10 protein-coding genes are annotated in these 12,108 nt (G+C 51.5%); 8 read left to right on the top strand and 2 right to left on the bottom strand.

The genetic code is table 11. The features are described 5' to 3' along the window. The first annotated feature begins 146 nt into the window (after positions 1-146). The 8 genes from CEE36_11035 (at position 147) to CEE36_11070 (ending at position 9,687) form a co-directional block, all read left to right on the top strand. Positions 147-2,078 carry a hypothetical protein gene (locus CEE36_11035; GenBank protein ID TKJ37630.1) on the top strand — a complete coding sequence of 644 codons (1,932 nt, stop codon included), beginning with the start codon at positions 147-149 and terminating at the stop codon, positions 2,076-2,078. A gap of 477 nt (positions 2,079-2,555) precedes the next feature. Further along, entirely contained in the window at positions 2,556-3,869 is a 1,314-nt protein-coding gene (locus CEE36_11040) for a cell surface protein (protein ID TKJ37631.1), read from the top strand. Positions 3,870-4,009: 140 nt separating this feature from the next. After that, complete coding sequence (locus CEE36_11045; GenBank protein ID TKJ37632.1) at positions 4,010-5,200, top strand: hypothetical protein; 1,191 nt, start codon at positions 4,010-4,012, stop codon at positions 5,198-5,200. After that, a complete protein-coding gene (locus CEE36_11050) occupies positions 5,197-5,877 on the top strand; it encodes a hypothetical protein (GenBank protein TKJ37633.1) in 681 nt (226 codons plus the stop codon). Before CEE36_11045 ends, CEE36_11050 begins: the two co-directional genes overlap by 4 nt. Beyond that, entirely contained in the window at positions 5,822-6,664 is an 843-nt protein-coding gene (locus CEE36_11055) for a hypothetical protein (GenBank protein TKJ37634.1), read from the top strand. Before CEE36_11050 ends, CEE36_11055 begins: the two co-directional genes overlap by 56 nt. Then, positions 6,654-7,601 (top strand): hypothetical protein, encoded by a 948-nt coding sequence (locus CEE36_11060; GenBank protein TKJ37635.1) that lies wholly within the window; start codon positions 6,654-6,656, stop codon positions 7,599-7,601. Before CEE36_11055 ends, CEE36_11060 begins: the two co-directional genes overlap by 11 nt. Then, positions 7,568-8,431 carry a hypothetical protein gene (locus CEE36_11065; protein ID TKJ37636.1) on the top strand — a complete coding sequence of 288 codons (864 nt, stop codon included), beginning with the start codon at positions 7,568-7,570 and terminating at the stop codon, positions 8,429-8,431. The genes CEE36_11060 and CEE36_11065 overlap by 34 nt, the downstream gene beginning before the upstream one ends. Further along, the gene (locus tag CEE36_11070) at positions 8,428-9,687 is read left to right on the top strand and encodes a hypothetical protein (GenBank protein ID TKJ37637.1); all 1,260 of its coding nucleotides are present in this window, start codon (positions 8,428-8,430) and stop codon (positions 9,685-9,687) included. Before CEE36_11065 ends, CEE36_11070 begins: the two co-directional genes overlap by 4 nt. 491 nt (positions 9,688-10,178) lie before the next feature. On the opposite strand, the gene CEE36_11075 is transcribed toward CEE36_11070, so the two are convergent. Together CEE36_11075 and CEE36_11080 are read right to left on the bottom strand one after the other, a co-directional pair. Further along, positions 10,179-10,739, bottom strand: a complete 561-nt coding sequence (locus CEE36_11075) for a hypothetical protein (GenBank protein ID TKJ37638.1) — start codon at positions 10,737-10,739, stop codon at positions 10,179-10,181. A 100-nt stretch (positions 10,740-10,839) separates the two neighbouring features. Next, positions 10,840-11,160, bottom strand: coding sequence for a hypothetical protein (locus CEE36_11080; protein TKJ37639.1), 321 nt, complete (start codon positions 11,158-11,160; stop codon positions 10,840-10,842). Positions 11,161-12,108 lie beyond the last annotated feature (948 nt).

Raw genomic sequence — 12,108 nt, forward strand, 5'->3', positions numbered from 1 at the left:
TGCAATTTGAATTTTGAAATTTGCAATACCCGTGCGTGGGCTTGACTTCGGCTGATTCCAATATACTATTTGACGAGGAGTTTTAGGAGCAATTATGAAAAGGCCGTCTCAGGCGGCGTAAACGGTAATCAACAGAGGAGCGCGAGATGAACGTTTTCAAGAAAGAATGGCGCAGGTGGGGCGCATTGGGAGTGCTTGCAGCGGTGTTTCTTTTAATGCCACTGGCATGTGGGAGGGATAAGGAGCCTCCTGTGGTGACAATCACTTCTCCTGCGGACGGCGGGACGGTATCCGGTTATGTGAGTATAACTGTTGAAGCTACCGATGACGATTCCGTGGCAAGTGTGACCCTCCTTATCAATGATTTTGAGGTGCATACGGTTGATACATCTTACTTGGAGTATGAATGGAACACCCTGGAGCTTGAAGAGGGGAGCACCCACACAATCAAGGCTACTGCACTTGATCCTTCAGATAACGAAGGGGAATCGGAGATTGTAACTGTGACCGTGATGCAGCCCAGCGATCCACCCGATACCCCGGATGCCCCACAGGGGCCGTCTGCCGGGTTTGTAGGAGATGCTCTCACGTTCAGGGCGAGGACAGCCGATCCTGATGGCGACAGCATCTCGTTCCAGTTTGACTGGGGAGACGGTTCTGTCCCAGATTGGACACCATACGTGGCCTCAGGTGAAACGGTGACTGAGCAGAAGTCTTTCCAGAGCGAGGGAACCTATCATGTTAAGGTAAGAGCAAAGGATACCTACGGGGTGACCTCTGCGTTTTCACCCGGGCTAACGGTAGTTATATCACCTTTATCTAGCACCGGCAGCATTCAGGCCAATTCCGTTCCCACCGGTGCCGAGATCTGGCTTGATGGAACAAACACCGGGAAGACTACCAACGCCCTGCTGGATAAGATAGCGCCAGGTGAGCGCACCGTTTCCCTGCGTAAGGAAGGATATGCCGATTACCAGGCCAAGGTTACGGTCGTAGCAGAGCAGACGGCTGAGGTAAACGCAACCCTTGAGCGGATCGGTGAAGTTATCTGGCAATATGAGACCGGTGGCGAGATATTATCTTCCCCTGCGATCGGCTCTGGGGGAATGATCCTTTTTGGTTCATCTGATAACAAGTTCTACGCCGTTACCTCTGAAGGCAATCCGTTCAAGGATTTTTCAACTGGTGATGCGGTAAAGTCTTCACCTGCTGTAGCTTCTGACGGAAAGATCCACTTTGGTTCGGATGATGTGTACATTTATGCCTTGCATTCCGATATTGTGAAGTACTGGGATTACAAAACAGAGGCCTATGTTTCTTCTTCACCGGCGATCGGATCAGACGGCACCATCTACGTGGGTTCAGGAGATGGTAACCTGTGGGCACTTACGTCTGAAGGCAAATTCAAGTGGAAGTACATCACAGGCAACGACGTGACTTCCTCTGCTGCGATAGGTACTGATGGAACAATTTACGTCGGTTCTGACGATAACTACCTCTACGCAATCAACCCGGCTGACGGCAGCGAGAAATGGAGCTACAAAACGGGCGGCAAGGTTAGTTCTTCACCCGCGATAGATGCAGACGGCACCGTCTACTTTGGATCGCAGGATCGATACTTCTACGCGCTTAATCCTGATAGCACTCTGAAATGGAGTTACGAGACAGGTGGCAAGGTTAACTCATCGCCTGCGATAGGTGAAGACGGCACTATCTACGTTGGTTCGGATGATAACTACCTCTACGCGTTTACCCCTGCCGGAACATTGAAGTGGCAGTACGAAACCGGAGGATTCGTAAGGTCTTCCCCTGCTGTGGGTGCAAATGGTACAGTATACTTCGGTTCAGTGGATAGCTACATCTATGCGGTGCGTTCGGACGGAACTTTGAAGTGGCGCTACGAAACCGCGAGTCCCGTGATAACCTCCTCCCCGGCGATAGGGGCAGGCGGCACGATTTACTGCGGGTCTACCGATCATTACATCTACGCCCTCTCAAGCGACTCCCCTGGCCTGGCTTCATCGCCCTGGCCCAAGTTCTGTCACGATAACCGCAACACAGGCAGGACAGGCCCGTAACCCGTAACACCGCCCGTAACACCACCCGTACCACCCCGCGCCATTGAGGGAGCTGGTGCCGGGGCTTGAAAGTCAGGTTTTGTCTGGATTAGTAATTCAGTGGCCTGACGGTAAGAAGATAGGAGGCCTTAAGCGAGGTTGAGCCTGCTTCCTTGATTCATGAGGAGGGTGTGATCTGTATCGTTAGATACACGAATGCTGATTTTAGTTAGCCTTACGCCATGCAGATCGGCTTCCCGGCACTTTACCTTACTCATAAACCTAGGGTATTTGTAGGATTGATGGCCGGTGTTTTTGGGCTATTCTTAAACAAATATGGGAGTTCCTGAGTACGTTGATTGCCTGGTCAACACGACTCACCATTCATGTTCTGTTATTTGATTGAGAATTGAGAGATGGTTGAGCTTGACTTTGGCAGGTTAATCCGTAGTATTCGGGAGTTTTTATCTAAAGAATTCAACTAGGAGAGAGATAACGATGAAGAAAGCGTGGCTGTGTGTTCTGCAGCTTTTAATCCTTGGACTGGCAGGATGCGGGGCGGTGACGAGCATAGAGGTGAACTCTGTTCCCGAAGGGGCGGATGTTTTCTTGGATGATACCCTTACGGGACAGAAGACGAACTGCGTTATAGAAGACGTTGAGCCAGGAGAGCACAAGGTTCGTCTGGTCCTTGAGGGCTACGCTCTGTGGGAGGAGGTAGTTATTGTAGGTGCGGGCGAGGTGGTATCGGTGGATGCCGAGCTTGTCGATGCCCTGCTATGGCGCTACGAGTCAGAGAAAGAGATATCTTCTTCGCCTGCGATAGGCGCAGACGGGACTATCTACTTCGGAGCCGGTTCCTATCTTTATGCACTTGGCCCTGACGGCACCCTTAAGTGGCAATACAAGGCCGAAGGCAAAGTGGAGTCCACCCCGGCGATAGCTGCAGACGGAAGCATATACTTCGGTTCTGACGACAAGTTCACTACCGACGATGGATACTTCTATGCGTTGAACGCTGCAGGGACCCTCAAGTGGAAATTTGACGAGATTGACGGATGGGTTGTTTCTTCACCTGCAATAGGCTCTGATGGGACGATCTACGTCGGAGCTTTCAGTGATTCCCTTTATGCCTTTAGTCCTGATGGTAATTTGAAATGGGGGTATCGGACCGGCGGTTATATCACATCCTCTGCGGCGATCGCTTCAAACGGCACGATCTGCTTTGGCTCCCAGGATAAGTTCATTTATGCCATTACGCCGAACGGCGCATTGAAATGGAAATACCAAACCGAAGGGAAGATAGTTTCTTCCCCGGCCATCGGTGCCGACGGCACGATCTATGTGGGTTCGCTTGACGGTTATCTTTACGCCTTAACATCTGGTGGAGAACTGAAGTGGAGCTATCAAAGCGCAGCGATTGAATCTTCGCCTGCGATAGGTTCTGATGGGACGATTTACTTCGGTTCTCTTGACGGCTGCCTTTACGCCCTTGCTCCTTCGGGCAGTCTGCGGTGGCGCTATCAGACAGGTGATAGAATCAACTCCTCTCCTGCGATAGCTTCAGACGGAACCATCTACGTAGGCTCCTGGGATTCTTACGTCTATGCTTTGAGCCCGGAAGGCACTCTTAAGTGGAAGTACCAGATTTCTGTCAAGGTGGGGTTCTCGCCTGCAATCGATACGAATGGAACGCTTTATGTAGGGGCTGATCTCTTATACGCCATTGCCGGGCACTCGGATGGCCTTGCCTTGACTCCTTGGCCCAAGTTCGCCCACGATAATCAGAACACGGGAAGAGCGGAGTATTGATCTCTGTCTTGTGTTAGAGGGATGCAGGTATCTTGAAGTCATCTTGAGGCTTGCAGTTCCTTCCCCAATATCGCCTCCTCTAGAGCTCTGCGAAGAATAGGTTGTGTTGACATAAGGTAAGGCTCTTCTTATAATTGCGCATGAAGAAAGCGCTTCCCCTTCTGATTATTGGGCTTGTCTTCACCGGATGCTTTAACCTCAGACGATCAATTCGCCCAGGACGTAGCGGGCTTGAGCTTATCTATCTAACCGATCTTCCAGAGTCTGCTCAGGGCTGGACAGACCTACAGGCGACCCTTAAGGAGTCAAAACAAGACCCTCTTCTCGTCGTGGACGATCCTCGCTTCTCAACCCTTGACGATCTTGCCTGGTGGGAGGGTGAACGTGAGATATCTTTGCTGCGGGCCCTGGGATGCGATCTCTTCCTGCCTCCGGCTGAATGGATGTTACTCGGGCCTGAGCGTCTGGCTGATCTCTCCACCAGGGTCGAGTTTTTTATTGTCGCCTTGGATGTGGTTGATGAGAAGGATAACTATCTTCTGTCCCGCTACATGATTCGCCAGCGCAGCCCTTACCGGCTTGCGTTCTCTGCAGCGGCCAGCCGGGATACTGGAGAGCGCGTTTTTGAAGGAATCGATAGGCTTCCTCTGGATTCAATCCTTCCTATCACCGCATCTTTTCTTGGCTTGCAGACCGATTTCTTTATCTTCTTCGATGATGCAGACTCTCTGCCTGAGGTGTCTGGCCGCGTGCATGTTGTTCCTCGAGAAGGTGAGAACCGGGTGATGGATTTCAGGTTTATAAGTCGTGTTGAGTTCAAGCTCAAGGAGCATCGGTTTACCTTTGATTTGTCAGGGAATGCGGGGAATGATCCCTTAGCGCTCTGGCAGGCGCATGCTGACTCGCTGGATGCTCGTGTTCTCGGAACGTGCAAAGAATCCCTCTCGATTGAGTCATTAGAGATTCTCGCTAACAAGTCGCTTAAGCGCCTTGCCGAGGATAGGTTCTCTGTGGATGGTATCGGCATCCTTATCCCTGAGGGCTTTATAGCCGGGGAGATACCGGCAGGCCGGATTACCTTTGGGAAGATGCGCGAGGTTATGGCCCCTGAGATATTCTTTCTTGTTTCCATAAAGGACCTTCCCGACAATATTGCCTCCCGCAGCCGGGACTTCTCGGCAGAAGGAGAGATCCAAAGGGCTTTACTGCCCTCATCGTTATGTCTTGCAGATGATCGCTTCCAGGGCAAATCCTTGAAGCTTACAGGTATAACATCAGCCCGGATAGCGAAACAAATGTTTGCCAGTGATGTTGAGGTGGAGGACAAATGAGTGCCCAGGCGGTTGCTGTAAAGGCGAAGCAGAAGTCAGGGATTCGCTGGGGACGTCTTCTCTGGACGATCTTCGTAGTCCTTTATTTCATTAACTTTACCAAGAACCTTTTTGCAGACGTAGCGCCGGGTCAGGCGGCAATACCCATAATCTACTTTGTGTTGTGGCTCTGCTGGCTTGGTGTTGAGTTCTACCTCTCCGCGCTCTTCTTTCAGTCCAGTCTTGTGCCGCGCTTCAATCCATGGCTCAAGGCCTCGTTTGCCGTCTACTTCTACGGCTTGCAAGGGCTTGCAGGCTGGGACGCGTTCGGCGGCACCCAACTTCACTTCCTCTATCCCCTTTTCAACGTTCTCGGATTGCTTCTCTTCGCGGCAGGCATAGCAATCCGTCTGTGGGCGCTGCTGGTCTATCTCCGAACAAAGGACAGAAACAGGATACTTGCCAGCCGGCCATGGCAGATGAGCCGTCATCCACGCTACGTCGGGATGCTTTTAATCATGTTCGCTATACCACTTGTCTTCTTCTCTCCCTGGGCCATGCTCGCCACCGTAGTTATAGGCCTTCCCATCTGGTATCTTGAGATTCGATTCGAGGAGCGCAAACTCAAAAACCAATGGGGAAATGTTTATGAAGACTACTGCAAGACTACTTCTCTGCGCCCTCGCCTTAGGCATTAGTTTCTGCACCCGTAACACACCTACCAAGACCAAGGGTACTCCTCAAAGAGTGATTTCGCTTGTGCCCAGTCTTACGGAGATTGTTTATGCTCTTGATGCCGAGGATAGGCTTGTAGGGGTCACTACCTACTGCGACTATCCTGCAGAAGTTAAGGAAAAGCAGAAGGTTGGAGATTTCCTCTCGCCTGATCCTGAGCGGTTGCGTGTCTTAAGGCCTGATCTTATCCTTCTCACGACCCCTACCCAGACCCAGCTGGCAGAAGACCTCAAAGCAGCAGGATTTCGGATCGCGGTGTTCACCGATCCTCGCAATCTTGCAGGTGTGTTTACTCAGATTAAGGCACTTGCCGATACACTTAAAGTGTCAGATAGGGGAAAGGAGCTGGTGGACAGCCTGAGATCAGTACTTGAGGGGATTGAGAGGGGCAAGGAACTTTCTGCCTACATTGAGCTTTCCGAGGAGCCTTTGATAAGTGTGGGCGGCGGTTCCTATCTAACCGATGCGCTTGAGCATATAGGTCTTGTAAATATCTTCTCCGATCTTTCCCAGGGTTATCCGGTTATAGACCCGGAGGAGGTGTTGGTGCGCTCACCTGAGGTTATTCTTCTTCTTTACCCTAATGCGAGCCGAACAAATGTCTTACACCGCATTGGATGGTCAGGCATACCTGCGGTATCCAACGGAGCTGTTTTCGATTCCCTCCCGATTGATGAACTCATGCGTCCAGGACCAAGGTTGATTCGCGGGGTTGCAGTCACCGACTCACTTATCAAACATGCGCGCTAAGTTAGGCTGGGTAGTTCTTCTTGTCTTGCTTGCAGGGCTTTCCTTGCTTGCGCTTGCCTTTGGCCCAGCCGGGTTAACGCTCGATTCACAGATCCTTGCCAGCCGGGTCCCTCGACTTTTGCTTACCATCTTTGCCGGAGGCATCCTTGCCCTGGTCGGTGCAGCCCTTCAAGGGCTTTTGCAGAACCCTCTGGTTGATCCATACATCATCGGCTCTTCAAGCGGTGCAGGTGTAGGGGTGGCGCTATCCCTGCTCCTCGGATGGACCTCAGTTATAGGCCGTCCCATTTTCGCGTTCGCAGGTGCGGTTGGCGCACTTTTCCTGGTCTATACCCTGGCCAGGATGCGTGGCAGGATGTCGAGGCTTTCCTTGATCCTTGCAGGCGTGGCGGTGAGCTTTGTAGCCTCGAGTCTGGTGATGGTTCTCATGGTGCTATCCCGTGAGCAGCTTGCTCAGATCATCTACTTCCTTATGGGTTCAACAAAGGTGGTATTCACCCCTACCAAGCTCTGGGTCTTCGTAGGCTCGGCTGTTCTATCCTTTACAGCAGCAGGCTGGCTCCTGTCCCGCTGGCGGTCGCTTGACATCCTCTCCACCAACATCGAGGCTGCCGAATCCCTGGGCGTGGATACCCAGCGTTTAACTACTGAGGTCTTTGTTCTCTCAGCTTTACTCGTCGGGGTGGTTGTTGCGTTTGCAGGAGCGATAAGCTTCATCGGGCTGGTTGTGCCGCACATCGTGCGGTTTATGTTTGGTCCCCGTCACTTGCGAGTGCTGCCTGGAAGTTTTCTTGCAGGTGCGGTTCTTCTTCTTGCTTCGGATCTATGTCTGCGGGGTTTTGCTATGGCGACCGGGGTTGATCTCCCCCTTTCCGTTGTCACCGCTTTGTTTGGTGTTCCGGTATTCCTTTATATCATGCGCCGGAGGCTTGCGTGACCCCCCGTAACACCCCCCGTAACACACCCACCCGTAACACACCCACTAACCCGAAATCTGGATTTGTGGTTAAAGAGCTGTGCTTTTCGTACGCCCAGAAGACCTTGTTTGAGAGACTTACGGTTTCCATCGGACGCGGGGAGTTCTGCTCGGTGGTAGGACCCAACGGCGCGGGCAAGAGTACGTTCATAAAACTTCTTTCGCGGTTGCTGGAACCGCAGTCTGGAAGAATCTTATTTGAAGAACAACTACTTTCTTCCTACCCCCGCAGGGAGCTTGCGCAGCGTATCGCTTACGTCCCCCAGGAGAGTTACTTTGCTCTGGATTTTACCGTTCTTGAAACCGTACTGCAGGGGCGTCATCCGTATCTTAAACCGCTCGAGCGCTATCACTCATCCGACTTCGCTCTTGCCCGTCAGGCCATTGATCGCCTGGGAATCTCCCATCTTGCGGATAAAGGGATCAACAACATCTCATCAGGCGAACGCCAACTGGCGGTCATAGCAAGATCGTTAGTTCAGCAGCCGTCGGTGATCCTTCTTGACGAGCCTTTGAACCACCTTGATCTTTCACATCAGCAGCAGGTTCTGTTTTTGCTCGGTGAGCTTCACAGTGAGGGTATGAGCGTTGTGCTCGTGGCTCATGATCTTAACCAAGCAGCACTTGTCTCGCAGCGCATGCTTGTCTTTGCAGAGGGCCAGCTCGTAGAGGACGGGAAACCAGACGACCTGCTTACCCCTGATCTGGTCCAACGCTACTGGGGCATAAGGCCGATCGAAGGACGCCATCCCGAATCCAATAAACGCCAAATCTTCCTTCCCTTGAAGTGATCCTTAAGCTTGCCGCTGTTTTTGCCCTGGTCGTTATCCTTATGGTAATCCGCGCTCCCATATCTGTTGCCATTGCCGCAGGCGCAATTCTTATAGGTATACTTTTTCCCATGTCCGTGCTGGAGATCGGCAAGACCTTTCTTTCAAGCCTTATAAGTTTTCACACCATCAACCTCCTGGTGGTGGTTTACCTTATAACCTTGCTTGGTCGGATGATGCGGGAAACCGGCGCGCTTGGCCGATTCGCCACAGGGACGGAGTACCTTCTGCGCGGCTCACGGGTGGGTCTCGTTAGTGCTCCCATGTTCGTTGGCCTTTTGCCCATGCCCGGCGGGGCGCTCTTGACCGCACCCATGGTCGAAGAACAGGCCAGGCCCCACGCGATCGCCCCCGGTCTCCTGACCTACCTCAACTACTGGTTCCGCCACATCTGGGAGTATTTCTGGCCGCTTTATCCGCCGGTGATCCTGGGCATGGCTATTCTGGGGATCGGCTACCGTCACTTTCTTGCAAACCAGTCGTTTATGACCATCGCGGCTATTTCTATTGGAGCGGTTGTTCTTTTTACTTTTGTCAAGCGCCGCCGGGTTCGTCCCCAACGTGCTAAAGGCAAGACCCGATCGGCCTTTAAGGATATAATCTACGGAACATTCCCTGTGCTGGCAATTGTCCTGCTTATCGCAGCCCTGCTTGCGATCCAGCGCTTCGTTCCTGAAGCATCCCCTGCCGGCAAGATCACTTCCCGGTTTCCTCTGTCCATATTGATGTTTGCGGTGGTGGTTTTTGCCTGGGTTATCTACCGTCTGCCTGTGCGCGATGCAGGGCGGCTGCTCTTGGGGGCCCTCGACTGGCGAGTGCTTACCCTTCTGGTGGCGGTGATGTTTTTCAGAGAGATGCTTGCTTCAAGCACCGCCCTTGACGGTTTTGGAAAGCTTCTTGAGAGCTCATCTTCTGCCCTTCTCATTCTTCTGGTGACAGGCTTGCCCTTTTCGGTGGGGCTTCTGGTGGGGTGGAACCAGGCCTACGTTGTGGTTAGTTTTCCCCTTCTGGGGCCGTTTATTGCCGACCAGCCGGGATTGATAATGCTTGCCTACGTGTCCGGATTCCTGGGCTGCCTTCTTTCCCCGGCGCACCTGTGCCTTGCCTTCTCCCGCGAGTATTTCAAAGCAAGCTGGGTTTCTGTCTACATGTGGCTGGCGCCCTCGGTCGTGGTTTTGGCAGGGGTTGCCCTAGGTGTGTGGTTGCTTTTCTTTTAGGATAGGCGAATCACAAATTACATTTTGTCATTGCGAGGAGCGAAGCGACGAAGCAATCTCGTACTTGGTGGGTGGTATTTTGAGATTGCTTCGCGGCCTTCAGCCGCTCGCAATGACATGACGGATTCTCTAAACCGCTTTGTAGTTACCCCTCCCTGGTGGAGGGGAGTAACTATGGAGTGCAACGACCGAATCATGCTACAACAACTCGGTTGTTACTCCAAAGAGAGTAGGGGCACGGCATGCCGTGCCCCTTGAGCGATCCATGCGCTCATAGGATATGCCGTGCTCCTACATGTTCTGCATTATTTAGATTAATCGGGGCTGGCCTGATGCCCGAATGGGACACGCTGAGGTCGACTTCTACGAGTTCTCCCGCGAGTATTTTCGGGCAAGCTGGGGTTCTGTATACAAGTGGCTCTTTCCCTCAGTCCTCGCCGTCGTCCTCCTGACGTTTGCAGTGTGGCTCGTGTTCTTTTAAGGGAAGAATCTTAATCCCATTCCCCAGTTAAACATCCCATTCCAAATTTGAAAATAAACTGCCTTAGATCATTCACTCCGATGATGAATCTGAAGTTGACATCAGAATTCTCGTCAGGCCTATCCTCGAATACGAATTTTATGATCAACCCGGTGTCGGATTGGGTGGATACGAGGCTGTGACTCAAGGAGTTTCTGAGATGCCATACGAGCGTCTTTAAGTCCTCTACATGTTTTGGTGGATGGAGGTCTATTCTCCACTTGCCCCAGTTCCTTCTTGTTAGTTCATCAATTGAGAGATTGGGTAGATTCGACTTAATCTTGTTGTAAGGGTAAACAAGGGTTCCATAGCAACAAGACAACACCACACCTTGATTGAATAACTCGTAGGATTCGTCATGGATTCTTTCTCTTAACCATTGGTGGTAAAAATCTCCGATCTTTTGAGAGGAGTCTTTCTTAAGTGCCATCACGAAATCATCCAGAAAGCTCGGCGTTACAGCCGACTGAACCATAATATTTTGATCTTCCAGGTTGAGCGAAGATTCTTCTTCAGGGACGATTTGATTCATAGAACCTCCTTGATAGATTTAATATTTATTATAAACATTTTTTTTCTACGTCAAGCATAACCGGGCCGACCTTAAGGTCGGCCCCTACGAACCCACGTCACTAATTTTCGTCTTCCACCTCAATTTGTGTAATTTCAGAAGCTGTGGAATAATCAAAAGACCCTGAACCTCCACAGAGGGGACACGATACAGATTGGGCAGGTCTAACCTTCTTAATCATTCCTGGCCACAATTCATCGAGACCTGGATCTATAACTTTCCCTGCCCCTCCGCACACGGGGCAAACCCCATCATCACGTATATTGCAACCTTCTACTTTCCTAGTAACGATTTCCTTTGTAGGGAGGACAACAAAAACCTCCCGTGGTATTTTGACCTCATAATACCTTTTGGGGTCTATCTTGAGTTCTTCAACGCCCATCTTTATTCCTCCTTTATTTAATTGTAAAAGACCTCTTGTGAATGTCAAGTTCGGTAGGGGCCGACTTTCAAGTCGGCCCGCCTATTAACCTTTCCCCTCCCCCTTTATCCCCCTCCACAAAGGGAGGGGGAAAGTATATTTGGCGGCATTAAATTCCACCCTCTCCCTCTGGGACGAAGCGCTACCATGAGAGTAGATATTAACATCGAAGCCAGCATTTAGCTGGCTCTTTTATTTCCTCCCCCTTGATGGGGGAGGGTTAGGGTGGGGGTGTTTCTTTTCACCCTCCCCCTTTATCCCCCTACCCTATGGGGTGCAGTAAAATTGGTACCCCAAGGGGCACACTGTCCACAAAGGCAGGGGTAACTATTACCCCACGCCGTTACTACGTAACGCCGCGGGGACCCCGAGGACAGTTCTATACTGCGATCTTTTTACCGCCAGGTAAAAAGGAGCATATAATTGCCTCCCCCTTGATAGGGAAGGAAGTGCCACCGTCTGGTAGGATAAAGGAGGAGGTGTCATTGCGAGACTTCGCCCAGAAGTCGAAGCAATCTCAATCAAAGGAGCATTTCCTTCTCGCAACCCAATCCGAAGGCAATAGATTGCTCCGCGAGCGTCGCCCTGCGGAGCTTCGGTTGCTCCGAGCAACCTCGCAATGACAAAAAACCCAGAGAACTTCCCAAATCACTCTAATTTTGACCAACTTCTGACCATCTTTTGGATAGCTTTTGACTACCTTTTGACCAGCTTTTTTGTGACGAGTGCAATGTAAACCTGACGAGTTTGTAGCATGTTTTGACTAAAAGGCGCCGCTTTCAGCGGCGCCTATGCTCGCTACGTGGAGTCTTTGCTTCAGGAGGGACCGCCCGCAAAGGCCGACTCCATAACCTCCGCTGGACGGTGACTTACTTAATCCGGGAACAGATCGGTGTGCACCAAAATCCC

Source organism: candidate division TA06 bacterium B3_TA06 (genome assembly GCA_005223075.1).
GTDB lineage: Bacteria > Hydrothermota > Tepidihabitantia > B3-TA06 > B3-TA06 > B3-TA06.

What these genes read in the sequence shown, in the direction of transcription:
- CEE36_11060 (TKJ37635.1), top strand. Translation starts at nt 6,654, where the DNA reads ATGCGCGCTAAGTTAGGCTGGGTAGTTCTTCTTGTCTTGCTTGCAGGG.
- CEE36_11055 (TKJ37634.1), top strand. Translation starts at nt 5,822, where the DNA reads ATGTTTATGAAGACTACTGCAAGACTACTTCTCTGCGCCCTCGCCTTA.
- CEE36_11050 (TKJ37633.1), top strand. Translation starts at nt 5,197, where the DNA reads ATGAGTGCCCAGGCGGTTGCTGTAAAGGCGAAGCAGAAGTCAGGGATT.
- CEE36_11035 (TKJ37630.1), top strand. Translation starts at nt 147, where the DNA reads ATGAACGTTTTCAAGAAAGAATGGCGCAGGTGGGGCGCATTGGGAGTG.
- CEE36_11080 (TKJ37639.1), bottom strand. Translation starts at nt 11,160, where the DNA reads ATGGGCGTTGAAGAACTCAAGATAGACCCCAAAAGGTATTATGAGGTC.
- CEE36_11045 (TKJ37632.1), top strand. Translation starts at nt 4,010, where the DNA reads ATGAAGAAAGCGCTTCCCCTTCTGATTATTGGGCTTGTCTTCACCGGA.
- CEE36_11075 (TKJ37638.1), bottom strand. Translation starts at nt 10,739, where the DNA reads ATGAATCAAATCGTCCCTGAAGAAGAATCTTCGCTCAACCTGGAAGAT.
- CEE36_11040 (TKJ37631.1), top strand. Translation starts at nt 2,556, where the DNA reads ATGAAGAAAGCGTGGCTGTGTGTTCTGCAGCTTTTAATCCTTGGACTG.